Below are 25899 nucleotides of genomic sequence, written 5' to 3' on the forward strand. Positions count from 1 at the left end.
CGATAAACCTACGACTGTTTGACATACTTCTCCGCTTGAAAGACCTAGTTTCGAGCAAATAAATGGTGAATTGCAATGGTGTTATTTCACGACTTGAGATGCTGAGATGCCCCGATTCCTGTTTGATTCTTCTCGCTATTGGGCAATGCCCAAACTCAAACCTGCATCAAGTAGAGCGGTTTTCAGTTGCGCGATCGCTGTTTTTCGTGCGGGGTCTGTTTCCTGCTGTAAAGTGGGCTGCTTTGAAAGCACTGCGATCGCTCGTGAACTTGGTGTACCAGCGGTTAATTGCTCAAGCTCTCTGGCGCTGAGTTGCTTTGAAGTCAGAATAATCACAGGAATTGTATCTGTCGTTGAATCGGCTTTTAGCTGAGAAAGCACTTCAAAGCCATCAATTCCGGGCATCAACAAATCAAGTACGATCGCATTGGGTTGCTCGACTTTGGCACGATAAAGCCCCTCATATCCGTCTTTTGCTTCTACCACAGTGCAGGACAATTGAGCCAGCATTCCCGCGATCGTATAACGTGTAACCGCATCGTCATCAATCACGAGAACTTTTGGCGCAAGTTGAAAGAGCGGATCTGAAGGGATGGGTAAAGGATTGAATCCCTGATCCTGATTGTTAGAGGATGAAGCGATCGACATTGTTGAAGCAAGGTGTGATTGATGTTGAATTGGGAGTATCAGACAAAATTGAGCGCCAGCACCTAAGCGACTACTAACACTGATACTTCCTCCGAGTAACTCTGCTAATCTTTTACACAGCGGTAAGCCTAATCCAGTTCCCTTAAATCGTCGCTGCATCGGATTGTCAATTTGCACGAATTCTTCAAAAATGCGTTTCTGGTCTTCGAGTGCAATGCCGATTCCGGTATCTGAAACGATAAAGACGATCGTGTGATCGGCTCCGGGTGCTGCACTAACTCGGACTTCTCCATGCTCGGTAAACTTGAGCGCATTAGAAACGAAGTTTCGCAGAATCTGAGAGACTTTACCTTCATCAGTCTGCAAAATCGGTAAATCGATGCCATCTTCAAATACAAGCTTGACTGTACTATGTTGGCTCAATAGTGGACGCAACAGTCCGCGTAGCGCACCAAACAAATCTGCAACCTGAAAAGCAGACAGATTGACCTCAACCTTGCCTGCTTCGACTTTTGCCAAATCAAGCAAATCATTCACTAACTCAGTCAGCGATTCTGCCGATCGATGAATAAAGGTCACTTGTTTTTCTTGTTCTTCGCTTAAATCTCCATCTAAGCGGCTTAGCAACATGTTTGAGAGATTGAGAATGCCATTTAACGGCGTGCGAAATTCATGACTGAGATCCGAGAGAAATCGTGTTTTGAGTTCACTGACTTTTTGCAGCGACTCTGCTCGATCGTTTAATTCTGCATACAGAGCGACAACTCCCCGATTTGTATCTTCTAGCTCTTGATTCAATTGAGTCAATTGCTCTTGTCGCTGACGCAGTTCTTCTAGAGTGCTAATCAATTCTTGATTTTGTTGTTGTATCTCGGTATAAGGATCTTGAGAATTTTGACGAAGTAGTTGATCGACTAATTGCCCGATCTGGTCTGGAGTGAAAACGGTCGTCTGATTTGGGAGATGCTTGATTAAGTCAACGATCGTACCTCGTCCTAGTTCAGACTCAATCTGCACAGCATCCATTAATCGCTTTGCACCGAGTAATCCTAACCCCATGCCCGTTGAGGATTGATAGTGACCGCTCAAAATCGTAGATAAATTGCGAATCCCCGCTCCGGAGTCTGAAACGCGAATTAACAGCGATTGAACTGGCTCTTTGACGATCGCGAATTCAGCTTTCCCGCCTCCAGCATAGATAAAAGCATTTCGAGCAATTTCAGAAATCGCAGTAGCAATGCGCGTTTGCGCTTGGGGATCAAAATCAAGCTGAGCGGCAATCTGGCGGGCACGTTGACGCGCTAAAACGACATCTTGTTCGTAGCGAATTTCGACCGTGAGAATCGGCAGTCGTCCTGGCATCTGATAAAGTCGATTCGACTGACCTTCAGCAGCGTTGCTCATAGATCTTCATTCCTCGGTTTTGCAACTAAGACAGCGACATCATCGGGCAATCCAATGCTGTTTCGGACAATCGGTCTGCGAAAATCCCGATAGAGAATTGCGGCAATTAAAGCAGGATGACGATTGAGCAACCCTGGATAGCGATCGAACGTCCATTGTGTTCCTAATCCGTCTGAGTGCATCACTAGAATCGACTGATTTGACCAAGGATAGGAAAGCTCAGCCACCTTGCGGACGGTTAGCCCTAGAGTCCCGTTGTAGGAAATCAGAGTGCGGCTGGTACTGCCTGTGAGCAGGGTTGCCGAAATGTTTCCGATTCCAGCATATCGAACTTGTTGTTCACTAGGGATAATTTCAGCGATCGCGGCAACTGCTCCTCGTGTACTGCGTAATGCTGCGTGAATCTTTTCTAAAATCTGCTGAGGAGACAAATGAGCATTGATTTGAAAGACTCGGATTGCTGCTTGTGATGCTTCGGCAGCTAAAGTGCCTGACCCTAATCCATCTGCCACTAATATCAGACATCGATCGTGCTGTTGTTCGATCGCCCAAGCATCTCCGGAGGGGTTGTCTTTGTGTTTTGGCAGATTCACCGCTCCAATTTCAAACGCTTTCATGGTTGGAGGGTCGCGCTTCGATTCTAATCGTGCGATCAAAACCGTTCCAACTTGGGGCTGCGAATAAATATCGAATTGGGTGGACAGTCTTTGAATCGCTCCTAATCCGGTTCCAGATGTTCCCGTTGTCGAGAAGCCATCTTGTAAAGATTGTGCAATGTTTTGAATTCCTGGTGCTGAATCGATCGCAATCATTTCGATGCTTGTTGCGCCTGAGATGTCGATCGATTGAATTAAAATTTCTCCATGCTTTGCGTGTTTTACTAAGTTCTTCGCGGCTTCGGTGACGACGATCGCGACTTTTCCTTGCTCGGTTGTATCAAATCCCAACTCGATCGACATCGCGACTGCAAGCCGTCTTGCTTCGCCTACTTGACTGTCTTCGCTGATGGGTAGTGCAATGGATTCTTTCATGAGCAATGTCCGGGAAGTGAATAATCAACGACTTGACCTCCGCCCTGAGCGTCGAACCATTGCTGATGTAAGAGAATGTTTGAGAAGTTCTTGTTCGTTTCCACACCTCGCCTTGAAATGAATTTTGGGCTAATCGGCGCAAGTCCATTAGAAATGGACTAAGAACTGAAACTCGCTGCTAGTCTACTTCAGTAGACTTTCCACGGTTAGCCCGAAATTCATTTCGAGGCGGGAGTACAACGAGAGCGAAAAGACTTTCCACACTTTTCAAACATTTTCTAAACAGTACTGTATCTCTTGCACAATTCAGCCCGCCTTCAGAAAGATTCACCGTTGCCAGCGAATCACCGTCACTTGTGTTCCTTTTCCCACTTCGGACACGATTACAAATTCACTCATCAATCGTTTTGCGCCGCCGAGTCCAAGTCCGAGTCCTTTACCCGTGGTATAACCATCCTGCAAGGCTAGTTCAATATCAACGATGCCAGGACCTTGATCTTCAAAGGTCAGCTTAAGTCCAACTTCACCGAAACGATCGACAATTTCGAGTGTCACCGTTCCGCCTTTGCCATAATCGAGTGTGTTTCGAGCCAGTTCACTCGCGGCGGTGACAATCTTGGTTTGCTCGATCAGGCTAAATCTTAGATCGATCGCCAAGGCGCGAACTCTTTGACGCACCACCACAATATCCGACTGCGATCGAATCTCAACAATCTCAGAATTGAACATGGTTGCCAATCTCCTCCGGTGGCAAACCAAAAGAACGTTGTAAAAGCGCCATACCCGTCTCGACATCCAGAGCCGTCCGAACTCCGGTCAGTGACAATCCCAACTCAACTAGGGTGATCGCCACCGCAGGCTGCATTCCCACAACCACCGTTTGGGCATCTAACAGTTGAGAAACCGTTGCAATGTTACTTAAAACCCGCCCAATAAACGAGTCAACAATTTCTAGTGAAGAAATGTCGATCAGAACGCCTTTCGCTCCGGTCTTAACAATGCGATTCGTGAGGTCGTTTTGCAGCTTCAATGCTAGACGATCGTGCATATCCACCTGAATCGTCACTAAGAGAAACTGACCCATTTTGAGAATCGGAATGCCTTCCATGGCGCTACCTCACTTGGAATTCTGCTTTACGATCGTTCGGGTGAGACTTTCAATCCTCGCTGTTTCAGTGCGATCGCAAACGCATCTGCCAAGGTTGCTTTAGTCGTGACCGCTGAAAGATCAACTCCTAAATGTACGATCGTTTGAGCAATCTGAGGACGAATGCCGCTGATAATACAGTCAGTGCCCATTAATCGAGCCGCTGCCACCGTTTTGAGCAGATACTGTGCGACGAGTGTATCGACGGTTGGGACTCCTGTAATGTCCAAAATCACCACTTGAGAGCCTGTTTCAACAATTTGCTGAAGTAGGGATTCCATCACAATTTGAGTCCGAGCGCTATCGAGTGTCCCAATCATTGGCAGTGCGAGAATTCCGTCCCATAGTTTCACAACTGGGGTCGAAAGTTCGAGCAATTCTTCTTGCTGGCGTTGAATCGTTTCTTCACGGGCTTTTTGATAAACTTCCATCGTCCAAAGCCCTAGCTGATCGAGCAGATGAGTCATTTCCGCGATCGCATCGACTAACAAGTCGCCTTGATGTGCAAGATTGTGGCGCAAGCGATCGAACATCGGCTTTTTGAATGAAAACACGAACAGCGCGACTTCAGACGGCATAAATCCTTGTTGAACCCGCGATCGAGAGACGTTCGCTAAAAATTGGCGCGTACTTCCCCATTCTGGCGCTTGGACATCGCTTAAATTTTGATGTTGAACTGCACTCCGGAGCAGTTGCAAGAATTCTCGACACTGCTGATCGAGTTCTCCTTGGCGAATTAATTCTGGGCGCAGTTGATTCGATGATTTTAATTCTGTCTGCCACTCTTGTAGGAGTTCGGCTTCATTCTGTTCAAGAATCTCTGCAATTTTGCTCGTACTGCTTACTGGCATTGTTCCCTTCCTTCCAAGTCCCGGTTCCTAGCTAACCGCAAATGCTCCATCCTACAGAATACGTCTAAGGGCAGATCTAATTGCATTGCTGAAAAACAATATACCCTCACGATCGCTTCACAAGGGCGGTAATGGCTTCAAACAACTGTTCAATATCTAACGGTTTCGATAAATGAATGCGATATCCGGCAGCAAAAGCTTGCTGTTTTGCATCGTCATTCACATGAGCCGTTAGCGCGATCGCAGGAACGGTTTGATCAACCGATAGAGCGCGAATCTCTTGCAGCAATTGATACCCGTCTTTATGTGGCATCGAGATATCACTGATCACGATCGCGGGGCAGAACGTTTGAAAAGTCTCGATCGCTTCATCCGCAGAAGTCGCAGTTGCCACGATCGCGCCCTCATGCTCTAGATAAAATTGAACAAATTCCAAACTATCTGGCTCATCGTCAATTAGCAGCACCTTTAGCCCATTCAAACCTTGAAGGTGCTGCGAATCTAGAGACGAAGCTTGAATCAGCGGCAAACGAACGATGAAAGTCGCGCCTTGTCCTTCTCCGCCACTCGTTACAGCGATGGTACCTTCGTGCAAGTCCACCAATTCGCGAGTGATTGCCAGCCCTAATCCTAAACCGTCTTGGGATCTGGGCGCGTTCGTTTGTGCCTGCCGAAAGCGATCGAAGACATACGGTAAAAAATCTACATTGATCCCTTTTCCCGTATCACTTACGCTAATCGCTGCTTGTGATTCTTCGTAGGTGAGTGCGATCGCGATTTTTCCCTGTTCAGGGGTGAATTTCACCGCATTGATCAACAAATTCCACACGACTTGCTGTAACCGATTCGAGTCGCCCAAAACTTCATTCGCAGTGTGGTCAATGTCTGAGATCACTAGAATCTGTTTCGCTTCTGCCAGCGGGCGAATCATATCGATCGCGGCTTCCACGACTAACCCTAACTGCGTCGAAACGCGATCGATTCTCAATTCACCCCGCACCATGCGGGAGATATCCAGCAAGTCTTCGATCAATTGCAATTGATTTTTTGCGCTGCGCTCGATCGACTGCAATGCCCGAATCAAAGTATCAGCATTCGGAGGTTTCGCTTGTAACAGCTTTGCCCAACCAAACATCGAATTGAGCGGGGCACGAAGTTCATGAGCGACAATTGCGAGAAACTCATCTTTACTGTGGTTAGCGGCTTCAGCTTCTGCACGAGCGATCTGAGCTTGAGATAAGAGTTGCTCTCGTTCTGTTTCTGCACGAACTCGATCAGTGACATCGCGCCATGCCAAGACCAGTCCATCATTCAACTTTGACGATCGCACATCATAAAATTGCATCAGCGAACCGTTATCGAGTAAGTCTAAAGGGAATGCCTCTTTAATGTTCGGTTCTCCGGTTTCGACAATCTGACAATGTTCTTTAAATACACTGCTGTCTCGGTAGCGTGGAAACACTTCAGACAAGGTTTGATCGATCGCAGTGTCGCTGAGCCAGTGGTTTTGAAGGGCAACCCGATTCAAATAGTCGATCCGAAAATCGATAATCTGTCCGGCATCATCACGAATTGCCGAAAAAATTCCAAAGCAGTCGAGTAAATTCTCGATCGAAGTCCGAAACCGTTCCTCACTTTGCTGCAATCGGCGGCGCAGTTCAGCGTTTTCGATCGCGCTTCGCATTGCCGATCGCATTTTATCCGGGTTCGTTTGCCCCTTCACAAAATAATCTTCAACGCCGTTCTTAAATGCGATCGCGGCAGTAGTCGCATCGTTATAACAACTCACGACGACCACAGGCGGACAGGTTCCCTGAATTTGTGCTTTCAGTCGCGATAAAAACTCAAATCCGTCGCAGTCGGGCAGTTTGATATCGAGCAGAATGCCATCTGGCAGCCGATTTCGACAGAGCGCTAATCCGTCGGCAGCGGAAGGACTTTCAAGAATCGTGTAGGAGACTCCAGGATCAGCCATCAGGTACCGTCTGAAGATGTAGCGATCAGTTTCAGAATCTTCGACGATTAAAACGGTACGATGCGGTATCATATGATCTCCAGCGTACATAGCGGCAGTGTTGCACTGTGCTAAATGGATTGGAACAGAGTAGAACAATCTTAAAGAAAAATGTCCTCTTTTGATGGGAGAGACACAAATCTCAGCTTTTTAGCAAAGTGCGATCGCCGCCCAGCGCTTGTGTGGAAAATTCAGCGGCAAAGTTCTTACCAAAACTGTCAATCAGTCTCTATCCTACAGTAGATTTCACATCGCGCGTATCAGCCCAGAGGCAGACCGGGCAACCGGAGTAAATTCAGCGAAATCTTGCACCCATGGCAGCAAGGCGATAGTGTTTCGTTCATTGCACTGCCTCGCCCCGGAATGGAATTCGGGGCGAGGCAGTGCAATGAAGGGGACTGAAGAGCGTAGATTCAGCTTCTTTAGTCAGTTTCAACTGACTTCGCACCGTTAGCCCCGAATTCCATTCCGGGGCGGGTGAATGCGATGAATGAGATGCCTGAAATAACCCTCGTTGATCATCGTGCAAGATTTCACTTAAACCAGGTTTAGAACTTTTGCTGTCCTCCACACTTGTGCTTTTAATCGCTCCGAGCAAGCCAAGCGTCTTTTCTTGAGCATCTGTAAGTCCAACGACACCTGTAATCTTCATACCCTCGTAGGGGCGCGACGATCGCCACGTTTCTGAACACGTCGCCCGCCCAAGATTCCAGAGCTTGATGGTTTCATCTTGACTACCACTAATCAGCGTTTGGCGCTTGGCTTGCGACACATCGGCGATCGAATGAGTCAAACAAATCCCCCAGACCCAGTTTTGATGACCGACGAGCATTCTGATATCGTCCGTGGACAAGTTCCACAGTCGAATCGTTTGATCCCGACCGCAACTTATAATCTGATCTCCCGTTTCTGTGTAAAAAAGATCTGAAACTGCTTTCGTGTGTCCGTTTAACGATCGTACAATTTTTCCCGTTGTGACATCCCAGATCCGAATCACTTGATCAAATCCACCACTGGCAAGCGTACAATCATCGGGACTAAAAGCTAATGCCCAAACCCATCCTTGATGACTCTGAAGCGTTTTCACACACTGCCAAGTGTTCACATCCCACAGCTTAATTTCTCCATCGCTGCCACTCGCTAAATATCGACCACTCCGGCTAAATGTTGCAGAAAAAATCCATCCCGTGTGATTCGTGAGCGTCTGAAGGCAACGGGAACTAGCAACATCCCAGACACGAATGGTGCTATCAGAACCGGCGCTGATGAAGTACGGTTGAGTTGGATGAAAGGCGACTTTAAAGATTCGACCGATGTGCGCCTGAAATGTTTGTAAACAGCGCTGCGTTTTGATGTTCCAGAGTTGCAAGGTTCCATCGTTACACCCACTTGCTAACAGAGTTCCATCCGAGCTAAAAGCAACCGAGTAAATTTCACCAGAAGCGCGATCGAGATGAGTTAGACACGTTCCAGAAGCAGTATCCCAGAGTGAAATCGTTTGATTCACAGCACTGGCAAGCAGTGGAGCCGTGGGACTCAGCGCGATCGCTCGAATTCGACCGTTATAGCCGTGAATTGTTCTTAAGCATTGTCCCGTTTTGACGCGCCACCATCGAATCGTTTGATCTTCAGCGCTACTGGCTAAATGCTGACTATCGGGACTAAATGCGATCGACCAAAGATGCCCGGTGTGCCCCTGCAACATTTGACAGATTTGTTTGGTCTGAACCTCCCAAAGGGTGATTAAACCCGAATCGCTGCCGAGTGCTACACTCTGACCATCTGGCGAGAAAGCGACTGTCCAGACACAACCCAGCCCAGGCATTTGAAAAAGGTGCTGACATCTTCCGCCTTCAATCTGCCAAAGTCTTGCAGTTTGATCTTCGCTCCCGCTGACTAAGCGCGTTCCATCAGGGCTAAATGCGATCGACCAGATCGGTTGACTGTGCCCACTTAGCGTCTGCAAGATTTGTTGATTGTGAACATTCAAGAGAACGATCGTGGTTTGGTCAGAGGCGACGATCGCGAGTTTTGTTCCATCAGGACTAAATGAAATGGATCGTCCGCCGGTTTGTTCGATCGTCGTTGCACAGCGTCCACTGCTGATGTCCCAAAGTTTTACGGTCTGATCTAAGCTTGAACTCGCAAGCAATGTTCCATCTGAACTAAAGCACACTGCCCAAACGCTACTAGTGTGACCGATTAACGTTTGTAAGCATAATCCAGTTGCTGTATCCCACAATCGAATCGTGTAATCTCCACTGCAACTGGCAAGCGATCGACCATCAGGACTAAATCGAACTGCCCATGTCCAACTCGAATGACCTTCAAGCGTGAGGATCTCTTGACCATCGGACAGGTTCCACAACCGAATGGAGCCGTTTGCATCACTGGTGACAAGCCGTGTTCCATCGGGGCTAACCTCGACCCAAACCGTATTAGTTAGAGCATTGCTAAATCTAGACTGTGACAAATCAGCATGGCTAAAGTTCACTTGATGCAGTTGGATGCCTTGAAGATCCGCTTGCCACACCGAAAGATGAGAGAAATCATATCCAGTTAGATCAAAGTTGAACTGTCGCAGTAGGTTTAGTAAATTTCCGCCTGCGTATCCAGATTGACCCTGATAGTTTGTGTGAATTGTTTTGAGGATTGCTTGGCAGTGTTGTTCTACGCTGGATGAACAATTGAAATGCTGTTGTAGCTGATTTGCGATCGGGTGCAGAATGAATCGAATTTGGCTTTCTCGGATGTAGTCTTTTGCGCGGGCTTTGATCAAAGCATACTGATTGAATCGGTGGATCTGTTGCGTGAGGAGTTCCTGACTGATTTGCTCGATCAATTGAGCGGTGATGTACTCCATTACAACAGGCTGCTGAGTAAAGTAAGCCTCATTGCTATCTGAAGGCTTTGCTTTCTCAATCAGCGATCGCCATTTCAATGATTCTAGCGCTTCGAGAATATCAGCTTTTGATCGCTTTGGAATGAGATCCGCTTGTAGATTAGTTGCAGAAACCGGTTCTCGATTGATTGCCAGCCAGTACATAATCTGGATCTCGATCGCTGACAGTCGCCGAATTTGTCGATCGAGCAAATTCCGAATGCCATTAAAGACGATCGCTCCTTGCTGTAAAAATTCAGCAATGTTGCCTGCAAATAAATCGAGAATTGAGGTTGCAGCAATTTTTAAGGCAAGTGGATTACCTTGGTAGCACTGAATCAAGGTTTCAGCTTCGATGCGGGTTCCTGAAAGTCCTTTTGCCTTAAGAATGTTTTGTCCAGCAATTAGATCTAGTCCAGTGAGAAACAGCGATCGTACCGGCAGGCTTTCCCCTTCAAGTGCTGCAACTTCAGCGGGTTTTTCTCGACTGGTCAACAGCAAACAGCTTCGATGCGAAATTTCTCCAATTCGCTGTAATAGTTCACCATACGCTTCATATTCTGATCGATAGCTTCCCGATCGCTGTCCATCTTCTAGCGCTGCTTCAAAATTATCAAGAATGATCAGACAGCGTTTGTTCCGTAACTGTTGAATTAGCTTTGAGATAAGACTGCCAGGTTTAGTAGGTAAAGACACCTCTTGATGCTGCGATAGAACTTTAATCAGGTCTTGTAAGAGTTCTTCGAGCAACGGTGCATCTTTAAGCGATCGCCAAATTACAAATTCAAACTGCTGCTGTACCTGTTGTGCAAGTTTGACTGAAAGCGATGTTTTCCCAATACCGCCCATTCCCAGAACTGCAATTAACCGACAGTGTGCTGATTCAACTAGCCAACTCTCAATCCGTTCTAATTCGAGTGATCGTCCATGAAAATTAGAGACATCGATCGCGTCGTTCCAATCTGTATGGCGAGTGATCGGTGATTCTAGCGTATTGGTTATATCTTGAATATTCAGAGGTTGAATCTTACGATCGCGTGTCTTTTCGATCACTCGATGAATGTTATTCTTGGTCACTTTCTCGTTGAGAGCGTGTGACAGCGATCGCCATAATTCAGCGCCAACATCTTTGAGGTGTCCCGCATCATATTTGCAGGCTTGCGCCATCTCTGAATAGGTTTTGCCTTCCCAGGTGTTACGAAAGACGATTTCTTGAACTTTGGTTAACCGTTTGTGATCTAAAAGAGTTTCAATGAGAGCGATCGCAGATTCAGAATTCATTTTTCATCAAAGCCGTATCAAAATTGTTTTTATTTTCAAACCAAATTCAGGGTTATCTGCAAAAAACTACGTAAATTTTCACACTTAAGTTCTGACTTTTTCCGACTTTTTCCGACCGCCAAGCCGCAGACAAATCCTCTAATCTGAGCACACAGAATGCAAAATTCTCACGGCAGTTAGGCGCAATTAGCTTTGCAATTCGGAGAATTGTTATGAATCGACTTGCTTCACAATCATTCGCGGTATTCCTTGTTCTGAGTGGCTCGGTGGGTGCAGTTTTACTAGAACACACTCCTGCGGTCGCCGGATGCAATGTGTTCGGCTGTTCTGAATCGACTGTTGCCGAATGTAATCCCTTTGGCTGTCCCAATTCACCTAGGGGACAAGCTTGCACTGCCTTTGGCTGTCCCCCTTCTCCCCAAGCTGCTCCGCCCCCCAATTCAGGAAGCTGGACTTCTAGTTCTTCGCTGCGGCAGGTGTGCAATGGAACTGGAGAGCGTGTCAATGTTGCGCTCGGCTATGAGAGCGGCATTTCTAGAGGATGGTGGACGTTATCCAATGGGGGATGCGTCACGCTTGAATCCCATCCGGTTCACGGTGCGGTCACTCACTACTATGCCAACTCCGTCCGCAAAGAAAATCGCAGTCGTTGGTATGGCGATCGCAGTCGTCAGTATTGCGTTGCCAATTCACAGTTTGAAATGGGTTCAAACGGTGGATGTCTTAATGGTGCAGAGTTTAGACCGTTTGGACTGATTAACGATGGTGTGACACTCACCCCGTGATCGTATGTGTTTCGGTGCCGTACCTGCCTTCATTCCCTGTCTGGTTAGAATCGTATGTGGTTTTTTAGAAGATCTGCCAGGATTGTCCTGAGCATTAGTTTAGCGATTTTGTTTGCAGCACTTTCGATTCTCAGGGTGCCACAAATCGCCCTGAGCCAAATGAGTCATGCTTTGATTGCGGCGAACACTGCTCAAGAAGTTGCAGCGGAGTTTCAGCAGCGATTTATCTGTGTCAAAACTTCGGAAGAGCTTTCACTCAAGTATGTGGGAGTCATGAGTGAAGAGCAGATTCGGACCTCGATCGTGCGTCCTTTAGCAGAGCAGCTAAAACCCTGCATCGAGCAAAACCGAAACCGTATTGGCACGGTAGATGTCAGCAAATTGATTAATGTCGTTTACACCACACGGAAGCTCAATGGTACAACCGCAGTAGTCGTTGTAGGCGTTGGTGTAAGTAATAGTTCTGGTCAACCCAATCCAGGTAGAACAAATCAAAATCCTCCGGGTGGTTCTCCTCCTCAAACTCCTTCAATTAATCCTCCAGGTGGTTCTCCTTCTCAAACTCCTTCAACTAATCCTCCGGGTGGTTCTCCTCCTCAAACTTCTCCTCCAACTAATCCTGTTGAAGCACCAGGTAAGCCTCGTCCTGGAGTGGTAAAACCTGTTTCGCAAGTTGAGGGAGTTCTGCAAATTTTTTCAAGCACATTGCCGACTTGCAAAGTTGGTAATTATGATCTTTCTGGTACGTTTGATCAAAGTTTCTCTCAGCTTACGCTCACGGCTGTAAAAGGAGCGGAAAACTGTTTTACTTCACTTCCGACTCAATTCTTTTCTGCTCCCGGATTATCAGATGGAGGAGCCGCGATCGCATTTGAAAGTCCAGTTGCACCTGGAAACCGTCGAATTGCAGGCAGCGTTTCTCGAATCTATGGTTCCTTTACGGTTCCGATCGCTTATGTGGAGAGTCCAGACACCTTTGGCTTGCTCACCCTCAACTCAAAGAATACAAAGGTGATCGACCCTAGTGGAGCAACGCTGAGCAATCAGACTAAAATTCTGTCTCAGATCCCCGCTCCACCGGGTCTAAAAATGTCAGAAGTGTTGCCAGATTTATTGCCGGATGAAACGAATCCGCCAATCTGGGTAGATGACGTGCGATCAGGGAGCGAAACTCAAGGACTCACAGTTGCTAGAAATCAAATTCAAGTCGTTTACGCGGATGATGCAACTGTTGATGAATTGAATGGTGGATTAACGGCAGTAGGTGGCGGGATCATTAGTTCTTATGAAGGTGGAACCGTTGTTACGCTCAAAATTCCAGATACAGGTGATCTAGACGGGCTGGATAATGCTCGGCGCATCTTACGACTTCAGCCTAAAGTGATTACCGCTGTTCCTATCATTCGCAAGGAAATACCGAAGCCACCATCGCTATCACTGGTTGATCCATCTCCAGCCCAAGCTGCTGCTCCAACCCAACAGTTTATTCCCCTGCCGCTACAACTTGTCGGTGCGATCGGCGCGGATGGACAGCGACCTGATGCGCCTCTGGGGCGAGGTAATGTCAATTTGTTCATCATGGATTGGTTTTCTGATCCAGTGCATCCAGATGTCAATGTGATTAATCCGCTTTTTCAAAAGACTGACCAGCTACCTTTTCAACCTTATTTGGGATTCTTGGAGCGGCTTGCATCCTCTAAAGAAAATACAAAAGCGACTGGGCTAATGGGTAAAACCTCAGACAGTGATAGAGGTTTCCTGATGGCAGGTTGGTGGTGTGACAATACTGGTTTTTTCTGTCGGCAGACAATTCAAGGAACCGGTGCTGCTCCAGTGTTCAAGTCACTTGATTCCACTGGGCATCGCAATGTTGCGCTTTTAGACAATTCCAGGGAACACCAAAATCAGAGGGATCAAAACCGCAATATTACGAACCAGAAAAATGAGCACGGTTATCTAGTTGCTGGGTTGATGGCAGCACGCAATAACAATCAAGGCGTAGTGGGAATGTATCCTGATGCGAATGCTCGTATCTTTGCCTTTAATGCAGTCGTCAGCTCCAGTCATCTTGACGATCGCTTACTTCACACCCTTCAGCACACGAATGGTCTTCACGTTATCAACTTTTCAGGTGGAGAAAAACTGACGGCAGAAGTTTCTCGTGATGAAGGAGCAGTATGGGCAACTAAGATTCGTCAGCGTAAGTTGGAAAATCGCGTTGTCTTTGTCCAATCGGCAGGTAACGATAGCAATCGTTTTAAGAACACTATCATTCCTGCTGAAAACAATGGAACTTGGACAGCAGCCGGGCTACGAGACGATTTATCTCAAGTCACTGAGTCAAAAGTTCGAGAGTGCGAAATCATAAGCATTTGGGACAAGATTTCTGGCAAAAATGCTTGTCGTACTATTACTAGCCAAGTTAGAGCAAATATTCCTCGGCTATCAGACATTCTGGTTGTAGAGGCACTCGATCTGACAGGAGAGTATGCGTACTACTCAAATGGCGTGAGCAATCCTAGATTAGCGGTGCGAGCAATTGGACAGCATGGACAGCGTCCACAGATAAATCCACAGACGGGGCGGGTAAGCGAAGACATTAACGGAAACCCAATCACTAATGGAATAGTAGATCCATCTGTAGTGGGTACTCAAACTTGTATCGATCCCCAAAATCAACGAAATCATCTGCCAGGATTTCCATCTCTCACCAGCGATCAACGAATTGTCTGCACGGTGGGTGGCGGTACTTCCTCCGCTGCTCCTCAAGTTGCAGGATTAGCCGCATGGCTATGGAGCCGAGAGCCACAACTCACTGCAAGCCAGGTAGCGCAACGTATTATTCAAAGCCAGACACCCTTTCAGGTTCTGAATAATGAAGGTCAGAGGGCTTTCAATCAGAACCAGGAACCCATTATGTCGCAACTGTCTGCAATTAACGTTCCTCGCACGCTCGGAATTGCTCAACTGTCTCTAACTGGACAACCCACAGCACGACCAACACCCAGACCAACGCCAAGCCCAGCTAGTTCTCTAGTAGTCAAGGACATTAATCTAACGGTTAATCTCAGGGATCGCACTTGCTCACCAGGCTGTAGTGTGCGTTCACCTGAAGCGGCTGAAATTCTCGTCGATCTGCCGATCGCGACCGTTCAACAGTTCTACACCATTCCACCAGGAGATGAGCTTGCAGAGTCTTTGACGTGGGAATTTTCTCAGAACTTTGCGACGACTCCGGAGCGTCAGACTTTTGTCGTGCCGAGGACGCGAAATACCTTCAAAGTTGCTCGGTTCACGGTGAAAACAAAGCGGGGCAGAAGCGGAACGGGAACCGTTTCTATCACCGTTCGATCGCGTTAGTTCAAACAATTTACACATGGAGAATGCTATGAAATTACGATCGCTATTTTCACTTTCCGGTTTAATCCTGGCTCAAACGCTAGTGATGACCACTGTTGCTCAAGCAAGAGATTTCTCGCTGGTTGCGCCGTTTGAATGTATCAAGCTGAAAAACGATCAGGGCGGGGCACGATTTGCCACGATCGCACTCAAAGCAAACAACGAACCCACCTCACCGCTCTTGCTGTGGAAAACTCAGGAATTCAGTGAGTCAGGCTACACCCCTGAGCGACGTTGTTATGAAGTCACCGATCGATTAAATCGCGCCGTGGCTCAAAACGGCGGAAATGTCGGCAATCTGTGGCTAACGATCGGCATGCTCAACAATCTTCCGGTGCTTTGCTATGTGAACAATACGAATGCAGGCTGCGATCGCAGTAATGTTCTGTTCACCCTCAACAAGAAGAATGGCACTGATCCGAGTAAAGTCATCGCAAGCTTAGTCAACTTCTCTTTGAGTGGGCGCAACAGTGCCATTGAGGAAACTTCGGGCTTACCTTATGTCAATCTGGGTCAATTAATCGAAGCGGCTTCTAAACCTAATCAATCTTCTCGCTAATGTCTCATGATCAACCGTAGAACGCTGATTGCGATCGCGATCGGTATCGCTCTATCTGCTCCTGTGCAGGCAAGAGAATCTTCAATCGAGCAACTTGCTAAGCAAGTCACTGTGAGAGTTTTAAGCGAATCTGGGAGCGGCTCTGGGGTGATTGTCGATCGCTATAATTCAACCTATGTTGTTTTGACCAATCAGCACGTTGCACCTGAAGCAATTGCTTATACGGTGTTGACTAGCGATGGCGATCGACATCCAGCCACTTTGCGGAAAATTGCTTTGTCAAATTCTTTAGATCTCGCTCTGATCGAGTTTGAAAGTCAGCAGGACTATCAAACCGTTAAAATCGGTCGATCGGAAACTCTAAAGACTGGAGATTTGCTCTACTCCGCAGGGTTTCCGAACTATCATTTTCCTCGCGATCGCAGCTATCTCGAATCCACTTACAACTGGGACATGAAAGCCTTTTTACTCACGAGCGGAACCTTACAAATGCAGGCTCCGAAACCGTTGTTACAAGGCTACAGCTTGGGTTATACCAACACCGTACGGGATGGAATGAGTGGTGGACCGATTCTCGATCGTCAAGGTCGCTTAGTCGGGATCAATGGCAGACTGAGCTATCCGGTGCAGGGCGATCGAGCCTTTCTGTTTGAAGATGGCACACAGCCTTCTAAATCTTTGATTCAACAAATGAAGCCGTTAAGCTGGGGAATTCCAGCTTCTCAGTTTCAATCTCTATTCGCAAACGCTCACTAAATCTCTCTGCTGTGGAGTAACTTCTATGCGCTTTGATCTTTCTCCGATTTTGGTCACCACAACCAGTATTGCCGCTCTGATCATTACCATTCCCAGCACATCCTGGGCAAAGTCTGCTCAAGAAGTTGCTAAACTCGCAGTTCCAGTGACCGTACAGATTAACACTCCGCTGCTTCCTGGCGGTACAGGTGTGATCGTTGGACGACAAGGCAATCTTTACACAGTACTCACAGCGAATCATGTGGTGAAGCGTCAAGACTTACCTTACACCATACGAACAAGTACTGGAAAAGATTACACGGTGGGTCGCGTTCAATCGCTTCAGTCTAGCGCGACTGATCCCGATCTCGCAGTCGTTACCTTTGAAACCGCAGGAAGCTATCCAGTTGCCACATTAGGCGATTCTGATCAAGCAGGAATGGGAGCCGATATCTATGTAGCAGGATTTCCGATTTCGGGCGATCGTACTGGCAGCGATCGCGATTTTGAATTTACTCGCGGATCGGTCACTAGCCGTCCATCTGCTCGACCCCAAGGCTATACGCTGCGCTACAATGCGACCACTCGTGTAGGAATGAGCGGCGGACCAGTTTTGGATGTCGAAGGGCGAGTTGTGGGAATTCATGGGCAAGGTGATATTGAAGGCTCACTGCAAACTGAAACGGGAGTCAATGTTGGCTTAAAGACTGGGTTTAACTCTGCGATTCCAACCAATACCTTTTTAGCTTTGAAGTCGCGTCTTAATGTAAGTGATACACAAATCGCGATCGACAAAACTCCGACCGAAAGTAAACCCGCTCAAATCAATTCGCCGCAAACAGCAAAAGATTACTATGTTCGTGGGTTAACTCAAAGTGATGGCAGAGATAGTCAGGCTGCGATCGAGTCTTATTCTCAGGCAGTCAAGCTTGATCCGACCAATGCTGACGTTTACTATCAGCGTGGATTGAGCCACTACAAACAAGTGCACTATCAGGACGCTTTGAATGATTTTTCCGAGGCAATTCGGCTGAACGGGCAATTTGCTGATGCCTACTATCAACGGGCAACCGTGCGCTTTTATCTCAAAGATGCTCAAGGCGCGATCGAAGATTTCACAGCTTCTCTGCGCCTCAATCCTGATGATGTGTATGCTCATATGAATCGGGGCATCATTCGTCGCAGTTTGAAAGATGCCAAAGGAACGCTGGAAGATTTTGATCAAGTGATGAGATTAGCACCGAGTTCTAGAGCGTTCTTCAATCGCGCTTTAGCAAGAGCAATGAACAGCGATCGTACAGGCACCGTTGAAGACTTCACTGAAGCCATCAAGCTAGAGCCGACTTTTACGGAAGCCTATATCAATCGGGCGTTAGCTCGTCGTCGGTTGGGAGATCGTGAAGGTGCGATCGCAGATTTGACCAAAGTGATTGAAATGAAGCCAGAAAGCGGTGTGGCTTATTACAATCGAGGACTATTTCGCCGGGATTCAGGCGACCGAAGCGGCGCGGCTGAGGATTTGAAAACCGCGATCGACTTGTTCAAACAACAATCAGATACACTGAACTATCAAAAAGCAACCGAAGTTTTGCAGCGATTGCAGTAGTCGTTTACCGATAGGAAGGTGGGGAGTAGGGAGTAGGGAGATAGGGAGCAATCCGAACGAGGACTCTCCCCACTCCCCACTCCCTACCCCGCAAACTCAATGCGGTTGACTAGTAGTTCACTTCCTCAGCCACGACCAAGGATTCTTTTATCAACGGTTGCGTCGTTGTCGAAACCATTCCTGTAGCTGTGCTCGACACGGTGCTTCTAAAATTCCACCCAATACTCCTAGGCGATGATTCGATGCTGGACTATCCGGCAAATTCAGCACCGTCCGAACCGCGCCCGCTTTCGGATCATCGGCTCCATACACCAGTAATCCTAATCGTGCTAAGACGATCGCGCCCGCACACATCGGACAGGGTTCGAGCGTCACATACAGCGTACAGTCGTTTAAATGCCAGCTTTGTAACACTTGCCCCGCTTGCCTCAGTGCGAGGACTTCCGCGTGAGCCGTCGGATCGAGATCGCGTTCCCGTCGATTTTCCGCCTCTGCGATGATCGTGTCGTCTTGAACCACGATCGCACCAACCGGAACTTCTCCCGCTTCTCCTGCTTGTTGAGCCAATTCCAGCGATCGCCGCATTCGATCGCAGTGTTTCAAATATTCTGCGTGATTCATTCCAACCGTCGTGAACTTCATGAGAGCTTTAAGGGAATACTGAGGGTCAGTTGCCTTGAATCATCATTTTGAGGCAATTCAGGGTCAACTGTTCTGTATCGCGTCGCTGCCCTCATGAGCTATTGCCTAAATCCCGTCTGCCCCAATCCCGAAAATCTCGCCAATACGGAGCGCTGTCAGGCTTGTGGCACTTCTCTATTGTTGCGCGATCGCTATCGTGTCCTTCATGCACTCGGACAGGGTGGATTCGGAGCAACGTTTCTGGCGAAAGATGAATCGCTTCCAGGACAGCCCTATTGTGTGATTAAGCAACTCCGCCCCACCGCTACGGCTCCTCATGTGATGCAAATGGCGCGGGATCTATTTGAAAGAGAGGCACAAACGCTCGGTAGAATCGGCAATCATCCTCAAGTGCCGCGATTGCTCGATTATTTTGAGGCGAATCAAGAATTTTATCTCGTTCAGGAATACGTCAGCGGTTCGACGCTTCAGCAAGAAGTGAAACGCTCTGGGGCATTTAGTGAAGCAGGCGTGAAACAATTCCTCAGCGAGATTCTACCGATCATGCAGTATGTCCACAGCCATCAAGTGATTCACCGGGATCTTAAACCTGCGAATTTGATTCGGCGATCGCAAGACTGCAAGCTGGTTCTAATCGACTTCGGGGCGGTGAAAAATCAGGTGAATGCCAGCGCCGCCAGTTTATCGGATCAAACTGCATTGACCGCTTATGCGATCGGGACTCCTGGTTTTGCGCCTCCCGAACAGATGGCGATGCGTCCGGTGTATGCCAGCGATTTGTATGCGCTGGGAGTCACTTGTATCTATTTATTAACTGGAAAATCCCCGAAAGATCTCGATTACGATCCCGCTACAGGCGAATTGCTCTGGCAGAAACAACTTCACATCAGCGATCATTTTGCGGGTGTGTTGAAGAAAATGTTAGAAGTTTCAGTCCGGCATCGATTTCAATCCGCGAATGAAATCTTAAGAGCGCTGGATTTAGAGCCGTATCTCGATAGTTTGGCGAACAGCATGAATAGTGTCAATTCGCGATCGACTCCTCCGAAGCGCGATCCCGATTCTCAGCCGAGTTCTCCTGCTGCTCGTGCTGCGATGGCGATTCGGGCACGCAATACGCGATCGGACTCGACGAATCTACAAACGGGTGCGGCACGCAGTCGAGTCATGGCAGCACGACCCCGTGACTCTGGAGGACGAACCAGCGGAACCACCGACAGTAAACCGCCGAATGAAGCGAAATTAGATGTCGTCACGCTGGCTAATCTTTATACCAAAGGGAAACGTGATTTTGCCTCTCACGACTTTTCGGCTTTGGTTGCACCAAAAATTAATTTATCTGGAGCAGTTTTTCATCAGTCGAATCTCAAGCAGATTAACTTACAGGGCGCGAATTTGTTCAATGCCGATTTTGGACGTGCCAGCTTAAATCGAGCAAATTTACGCGATACGAATTTGGCACAGGCGTATTTAAGTAATGCAGATTTAGAAGGGGCTGACTTACGCGGAGCCGACTTAACGCAGGCGTATTTATTAAATGCAAATCTACGAGGTGCGAATCTCTGTGGGGCAAATTTAACCGGAGCAAAACTGACCGAAGAGCAATTAGCGACGGCGAAAACAAATTGGCTGACTGTAAAACCGAATGGAAAACGCGGAATTTTGTAGCCAGGTCGCTATTATTAGAAAAATCATCGATCGACTTTATGTTAATTGGCGTTATTGTTCTCAATCTTGCGATTGCCCTTTACGGGTTTTATCTCACCTGGCAAATGTGGAATTTGAGACGGTCATTTTCTCAAGCCGCAGATACTTTGAACCTGGCTGAACAAAATACGCATAACGTCTTAAATGGCGCACCAGAAGGAATCGGGCGTACAGGCGGCAGTATTCGTCAATTTCACCAGAACTATCGCGCCTTAGAGCCAAGATTGCAGCAGGCTCAGAAAGCCTTGGCGGTGATTGGGATGGGACGATCGCTGATGTTTAACATGCGATTTAGCCAACGCTTAAGAAAATCTGCTACAAAACGAATGAACCGCTAGAGTGCAAGATCGTCTGGCAAAATGGGGATACGGTTTGCACCGTTGAGCCACTATTTTCGAGGGAACAACCGAACATTATGTCTAATCGATCCGGATCATTTTTAGGCGGCATGATTGCCGGGGCGGCGATGGGCACGATCGCAGGATTGCTGATTGCACCACGAGCCGGGAAAGAAACGCGGCAGTTGATCAAAAAATCAGCGGATGCGCTTCCTGAACTTGCGGAAGATTTATCCACCAGTGTCCAACTTCAGGCAGATCGCTTCTCCGAGTCTGCTCTGCGAAACTGGGAAGGAACACTCGGACGGCTCAAAGAAGCGATCGCGGCAGGTCTTGAAGCAACCCAACGCGAACATCAATTGCTCAATCGTGATGCCGAATCCGGGACTGACCCTAAGCCTCAAGTGCGCGATCGTTTGCGATGAGAGTGAGTTAAAGTGTGGCTGATCCGATTTTCTGGCTAGGTTTATCGATTTTACTGGTGGCGATCAGTTTGACCGCACTGTTGACGGTGGCGATTCCTGCGTTTAATGAGATGGGTCGCGCTGCTCGCAGTGCGGAAAAGCTGTTTGATACGCTGAATCGGGAACTGCCCCCGACGTTGGAAGCGCTGCGGTTGACTGGGTTGGAAGTTACGGATTTGACCGATGATATGACTCAGGGCGTTCAGAGTGCGACGCAAGTGGTGAAGCAGGTCGATCAAAGTATTACAGGCGTGAAGGAACAAGTTCAGAAAGCGCAATCGACAAGCCGGAGTGTTGCCGCAGGATTCAAGGCAGCGTGGCGGACTTTTACCCAGCCGAATCGATCGCGTCGATCGTCTCGATTGGCAGCGAGTCAGGAGCGACAGACCTTTTTTCGTGATGATGTTTATGCTGTCGATCGCAACGGCGATCGTCATGATCAAGCTGAACCTGTTTTAGAAGTGCATTATGAGCAGGACGAGATCGGGCGCGACGAACAATCCGAGTCGAAACTGCCTGAAACTCCCCGTCAAAATGTTCGCCGCGATTTGGATTAAAAGGTTAATTATCCGGTTCTTCAAAGAGTGCGGGCAAGTCTTGGTAGCCGCTTACGATTCTGAGAATTTCAATATTCTCATCTACTAGACGATAAAAGATCAAATACTGCTCATAAGCCAAACTGCGGGAGCCAGGATAAAGTTCGTCACGCTTCCGTCCAATTTGAGGAAACTGGGCAGTTCTCATGAGGATTGAATCAATCCCGTTTAAGAATTTTTCTGCATTATCGAGACTGCTGTTTGCCGCCCGATAATCTGCGATCGCTTCAATATCCTGAAGGGCACGCGAAGTAATACGGCAAACTCGACTCATGAGGATTGATACCGTTGACGAATTCGCTGGCGAATCACCTCGATTTCAGTCACCGCATCTTTTAGATCTCCACGGTTTGCTTCTGCAACTCCTAGCAGAACATCTTGCCGCAATTCATCAAATCGCCCTTGATAAATTCGATCGCGTTCGGCTAATGCTTGCAACCCAGCGACAAGAAGTTCTTCGAGCGAGGTGTAGTTTCCGATCGCAATCTGTTGATCCGCGAATTGCTGTAAGTCGGGGGGAAGGGGCAACATCTGCAATTCACCCTAGAGAGTATGACAACTCTACCTTAATTGCTGGATGCTCCCTTTGGATCGCAGAAGTATATTAGAATTAGTTAAACAAATGTAAACAAAAATGAACGTTAATCAGTTAGCGTTTCATTTACGATCGCTTTATCTGTTCTTTAGGAAACCGCCCATGCACACTCTTCGAGTACGCCGTCTACTGAGAGGGTTGATGGCTCTGATTGTTGTCGTTTCTGTTTGGACGATCGCGCCTGCGGCTCAGGCTTATAACAATCCCGACCTGCTGCCCGATCACCCAACGAACGTGATTGATCTCGCGAACGAATTGACCACCGTTCAGGAAGATAAGCTTTCAGAGGATTTATCGAAGTTTGAGGAAGAAACGGGCTGGAAATTACGAGTATTGACGCAGAACGATCGCACTCCCGGAACAGCGGTAAAAGGATTTTGGGGACTCGATGATAAGAGCGTCTTGCTGGTAGCTGATCCCCGTGGCGGAAATTTGCTGAATTTTAGTGTGGGAGATGAGTTTTACCCGCTGCTGTCTCGGACGTTCTGGATTGAGCTTCAGACTCGATTTGGTAATCAATTTTTCGTCAGAGAGAACGGCGGAGATCAGGCAATTATTCAAGCATTGGAATCGGTGAAAGGATGTCTGCGGCAAGGTGGCTGTAGTGTCGTTCCGGGATTGCCGCGTGAGCAGTGGTTATTGACGCTGATTACTTCGACGGTTGGCGGATTGGTGTTTGGATTTGCGGCGCAGCCTCGGAAAGAAGGACAGGTCTTCGCTTGGCAGTGGGCACTGATTTTCTCGCCGCTGTGGGGGATTTTGTTCCTAGCGTTTGGTGTGGGTCCGGTGGTGACGCGGACTTCGGAATGGTTGCCGCTGTTTCGGAATGTGGCGGGATTCGCGATCGGTGCTTTAGTGGCGTTTTTGGCTCCGACGATTACGCGATCGTCTACCTCAGAGACTTAAAATTAAGCTTGAAATGAATTCTACGAAGCGTCCAGGTTGGGCGCTTTTATTTTGAGTGTAACTGTTTGAATTGCAGCTTATCTGTACACTGTATTCAGATAAGGCGTAAAAAAAACAGCCTATTTACAAGGCTGCCGAAAACGCTCCGAAGCAAGTCTTATTCTATTCAAACAGATTTTTCTAAAAATGGCTATCACACAATTTAGTGAGTTTTATTTTCGTGGTTATTACGGACATTGCAAGTTAAAAGAAAAACATTTTGCGAGAATTGTAAATTAGGACACAGTTTAGAACGAGGTTCATCATTTTTGCAAGACCGATCAAATCGTGAATTTCGTAGAGATAGAAGGGTTTAGGGCGCGATCGAAGATCTTTCCTCTGAACTTCGCACCTCCGGAGCCGTTCCTGCTAATGTCATCACAGACAATAGCGTCAATTCCATTAGCTCGATGTACGCCTGAATTTCGACCTGATCGGCGATCAGCATTTCACGATATTGCTGCTTTAGATAGGTTAATTTCTGAAGTGCGGCTTGCGGATCGACTTGGAGCGAAGCTTGCCAATCATCCAAAATCAGCAGTGTATTGAGCACAAATTGTTTACGCTGTTGTTCTAGAATGTTGCGACATTGTTCCGCAAAAGTCTGAGTTTTGTGCTGTACCTGCTCGTACACATCAGATGTAATCGAGCCTTCGATAAACATGAGGCGATGTTCTTGACTCAGATCTTCGATCCCCAATAAAGCTTGTTGAGCATTTTGGGGGAGGAGTAATTTGAGTTCGTTGATTCGAGTAATTGTTGCTGCGATGAGTTTTTTACAGCGATCGCGTTTCCAGCGTTGGATAATTAAACCGATGCCACTTGTGCCAAGAAGAATTACTAAGCCAGCTTGTAAATCATTATTCGATTCAAAGTATCTCAGCCACGCATTTCGCGGATCAGCGTTTTGAGCATAGACATCTTGAGCGCCGGGATGAATATAGAGTAAGTTTTTTTGTAACAGCGATCGTGCTTCTCCGGTTTGGAGTTCAGGATAGAAGCGCGAGAACCGCCGAGAATTGTACAAAATTGACCAAGTAACTAAGCCAACAGTTTCAGCATTGACATCAGGACGAGTCACTAAAACGGTTGCGGTGGCGAGAGTAGCGATATCGCGATCGGGAATTGTAGGACGCGGACTGTAAATTCCCTGCGGAATGGTCACAGATTGATACGCCCCTGGATCACGATTGATTAAATAGTTAACTAGTTCAGGCTCGATCGACACCAGTTGGAGTGCAGGATTTGCGGTTAATTGTTGGCGCAGAAGATCACTCGCGCCGGTACTACCGACATAGATTGTGGCATCGAGTTGCCGAGCATTGAGCTTACGAAATGCTTCCCCAAACTGAGAACTATCTTCGCGAAGTTCAAGAGTAAAGGCTTGGCTGAGATATTCTGAAGTGAACCGAATGCCGCTACCTTGAGCACCTACCCCAACTCGTTTGCGGTTGAGATCGGTAAGCGATCGAATCTTCGCCTCTCTCGACGCAATAATGTGAATCGGTTCATCCGCAAGAATGGCGACCGCTTGAATTTTTCCCTCACGCATCGCATTGTTGGCAACATCGAGTTGCACCAAAGCAAAATCAGCTTGGCGATCGAGCAATCGTTTTAAATTCTCGATCGACCCTTGAGACGGACGATTTTCAACGGCTAAATCGCCAGTGCGAGAAGCCGCATCACCAATCTGACTGGCTAATCGACTGTAGTATCCTTGCGGTGTTCCGCTGGAGAGTGTGACAGATTTTGTCGATCGCTGACAGCCTGTGGTCAGTAGAACAAGTCCAACAGCACAACCAAACACTCGTTTGAATAGAGGCAGACGCGATTTCGGCATTGTTTCATTCCAGCGAACGCTCCTTTAATGATCTCTGGAATCTCTTGCTTTGGGAAATACTTGACAACTTTTTTACCGAAAAAGTCAGGCTGTGAATGTTTAGATGTTTGGAGAGCGAAAATTAAGGTTACAAAATCTGACTTAATTTTAGCGATCGATTAATTTAATTAATATGCTGAGAAAAGAAATCTTCGGTCAATTCATCAAATCAATGTGAGCAAGTACGGAGTGACTGTTACTTGAAGTGGCATATACGGTTATGAGTAATTGTGATTTTCGATTTGCGTATTTTTAGTTTGAATTCAAGGTTGAAGATCGTGTGTTAGTTTGAGCGAATTAGAAAGCTTGCTCTACCGTTGCCGAAATAAGAGAATTTAGGATTTAGGCAGCGATCGAGTTTTCTCGCTTAGAGGTGGAATAGCAGATTTTTT

The 25899-nt window shown here is 47.5% G+C and carries 21 protein-coding genes; 10 read left to right on the forward strand and 11 right to left on the reverse strand.

Going from position 1 to position 25899, the window contains the following annotated elements; genetic code table 11:
• Positions 1-135: 135 nt before the first annotated feature.
• From NIES2104_RS15875 to NIES2104_RS15905, 7 genes are all read right to left on the reverse strand, one after another.
• A complete protein-coding gene (locus tag NIES2104_RS15875; protein ID WP_202815082.1) occupies positions 136-2052 on the reverse strand; it encodes an ATP-binding protein in 1917 nt (638 codons plus the stop codon).
• Complete coding sequence (locus NIES2104_RS15880) at positions 2049-3083, reverse strand: SpoIIE family protein phosphatase (RefSeq protein ID WP_058999271.1); 1035 nt, start codon at positions 3081-3083, stop codon at positions 2049-2051. The genes NIES2104_RS15875 and NIES2104_RS15880 overlap by 4 nt, the downstream gene beginning before the upstream one ends.
• Before the next feature lie 327 nt (positions 3084-3410).
• On the reverse strand, positions 3411-3812 hold the full coding sequence (locus NIES2104_RS15885; protein ID WP_058999272.1) for an anti-sigma regulatory factor: 402 nt from the start codon (positions 3810-3812) through the stop codon (positions 3411-3413).
• The gene (locus tag NIES2104_RS15890; protein ID WP_058999273.1) at positions 3799-4191 is read right to left on the reverse strand and encodes an STAS domain-containing protein; all 393 of its coding nucleotides are present in this window, start codon (positions 4189-4191) and stop codon (positions 3799-3801) included. The genes NIES2104_RS15885 and NIES2104_RS15890 overlap by 14 nt, the downstream gene beginning before the upstream one ends.
• Positions 4192-4217: 26 nt before the next feature.
• On the reverse strand, positions 4218-5081 hold the full coding sequence (locus tag NIES2104_RS15895) for an STAS domain-containing protein (protein ID WP_058999274.1): 864 nt from the start codon (positions 5079-5081) through the stop codon (positions 4218-4220).
• 106 nt (positions 5082-5187) lie between these two features.
• Entirely contained in the window at positions 5188-7128 is a 1941-nt protein-coding gene (locus tag NIES2104_RS15900; RefSeq protein ID WP_058999275.1) for a response regulator, read from the reverse strand.
• Positions 7129-7435: 307 nt separating this feature from the next.
• On the reverse strand, positions 7436-11257 hold the full coding sequence (locus NIES2104_RS15905) for an NB-ARC domain-containing protein (RefSeq protein ID WP_058999276.1): 3822 nt from the start codon (positions 11255-11257) through the stop codon (positions 7436-7438).
• A gap of 212 nt (positions 11258-11469) precedes the next feature.
• Here NIES2104_RS15905 and NIES2104_RS31310 point away from each other — a divergent pair, with 212 nt between their 5' ends.
• From NIES2104_RS31310 to NIES2104_RS15935, 5 genes are read left to right on the forward strand one after another with little or no spacing between them, the layout of a single operon-like run.
• On the forward strand, positions 11470-12042 hold the full coding sequence (locus NIES2104_RS31310) for a DUF1036 domain-containing protein (protein ID WP_082690013.1): 573 nt from the start codon (positions 11470-11472) through the stop codon (positions 12040-12042).
• A 54-nt stretch (positions 12043-12096) separates the two neighbouring features.
• Complete coding sequence (locus tag NIES2104_RS15920) at positions 12097-15402, forward strand: S8 family serine peptidase (RefSeq protein ID WP_058999279.1); 3306 nt, start codon at positions 12097-12099, stop codon at positions 15400-15402.
• A 28-nt stretch (positions 15403-15430) separates the two neighbouring features.
• The gene (locus NIES2104_RS15925) at positions 15431-16000 is read left to right on the forward strand and encodes a COP23 domain-containing protein (protein ID WP_192843595.1); all 570 of its coding nucleotides are present in this window, start codon (positions 15431-15433) and stop codon (positions 15998-16000) included.
• A 6-nt stretch (positions 16001-16006) separates the two neighbouring features.
• Positions 16007-16756 carry a serine protease gene (locus NIES2104_RS15930; protein WP_058999281.1) on the forward strand — a complete coding sequence of 250 codons (750 nt, stop codon included), beginning with the start codon at positions 16007-16009 and terminating at the stop codon, positions 16754-16756.
• A gap of 25 nt (positions 16757-16781) precedes the next feature.
• The gene (locus NIES2104_RS15935; protein ID WP_058999282.1) at positions 16782-18341 is read left to right on the forward strand and encodes a tetratricopeptide repeat-containing serine protease family protein; all 1560 of its coding nucleotides are present in this window, start codon (positions 16782-16784) and stop codon (positions 18339-18341) included.
• A gap of 150 nt (positions 18342-18491) precedes the next feature.
• Here the strand turns inward: NIES2104_RS15935 and tadA are convergent, their stop codons facing one another.
• Positions 18492-18983 (reverse strand): tRNA adenosine(34) deaminase TadA, encoded by a 492-nt coding sequence (gene tadA / locus NIES2104_RS15940; RefSeq protein WP_058999283.1) that lies wholly within the window; start codon positions 18981-18983, stop codon positions 18492-18494.
• 93 nt (positions 18984-19076) lie between these two features.
• On the opposite strand from tadA, the gene NIES2104_RS15945 reads away from it, so the two are divergent.
• From NIES2104_RS15945 to NIES2104_RS15960, 4 genes are all read left to right on the forward strand, one after another.
• Positions 19077-20651, forward strand: coding sequence for a serine/threonine-protein kinase (locus NIES2104_RS15945; RefSeq protein WP_058999284.1), 1575 nt, complete (start codon positions 19077-19079; stop codon positions 20649-20651).
• A 38-nt stretch (positions 20652-20689) separates the two neighbouring features.
• Positions 20690-21028 carry a hypothetical protein gene (locus NIES2104_RS15950; protein WP_058999285.1) on the forward strand — a complete coding sequence of 113 codons (339 nt, stop codon included), beginning with the start codon at positions 20690-20692 and terminating at the stop codon, positions 21026-21028.
• A gap of 77 nt (positions 21029-21105) precedes the next feature.
• The gene (locus NIES2104_RS15955) at positions 21106-21453 is read left to right on the forward strand and encodes a YtxH domain-containing protein (protein ID WP_202815083.1); all 348 of its coding nucleotides are present in this window, start codon (positions 21106-21108) and stop codon (positions 21451-21453) included.
• A gap of 14 nt (positions 21454-21467) precedes the next feature.
• Entirely contained in the window at positions 21468-22049 is a 582-nt protein-coding gene (locus tag NIES2104_RS15960; RefSeq protein WP_058999287.1) for a hypothetical protein, read from the forward strand.
• Between the two features lie 4 nt (positions 22050-22053).
• Here NIES2104_RS15960 and NIES2104_RS15965 read toward each other — a convergent pair whose 3' ends face one another.
• Both NIES2104_RS15965 and NIES2104_RS15970 read right to left on the reverse strand, forming a co-directional pair.
• Positions 22054-22362, reverse strand: a complete 309-nt coding sequence (locus NIES2104_RS15965) for a type II toxin-antitoxin system RelE/ParE family toxin (RefSeq protein WP_058999288.1) — start codon at positions 22360-22362, stop codon at positions 22054-22056.
• On the reverse strand, positions 22359-22619 hold the full coding sequence (locus NIES2104_RS15970) for a hypothetical protein (protein WP_058999289.1): 261 nt from the start codon (positions 22617-22619) through the stop codon (positions 22359-22361). Before NIES2104_RS15970 ends, NIES2104_RS15965 begins: the two co-directional genes overlap by 4 nt.
• Positions 22620-22722: 103 nt before the next feature.
• Here NIES2104_RS15970 and NIES2104_RS15975 point away from each other — a divergent pair, with 103 nt between their 5' ends.
• The gene (locus tag NIES2104_RS15975; protein ID WP_339375136.1) at positions 22723-23589 is read left to right on the forward strand and encodes a TPM domain-containing protein; all 867 of its coding nucleotides are present in this window, start codon (positions 22723-22725) and stop codon (positions 23587-23589) included.
• 352 nt (positions 23590-23941) lie between these two features.
• Here NIES2104_RS15975 and NIES2104_RS15980 read toward each other — a convergent pair whose 3' ends face one another.
• A complete protein-coding gene (locus NIES2104_RS15980; protein ID WP_082690014.1) occupies positions 23942-25468 on the reverse strand; it encodes a TAXI family TRAP transporter solute-binding subunit in 1527 nt (508 codons plus the stop codon).
• Positions 25469-25899: the final 431 nt, after the last annotated feature.

The organism is Leptolyngbya sp. NIES-2104, assembly GCF_001485215.1.
Taxonomy (GTDB): Bacteria; Cyanobacteriota; Cyanobacteriia; order Leptolyngbyales; family Leptolyngbyaceae; genus Leptolyngbya.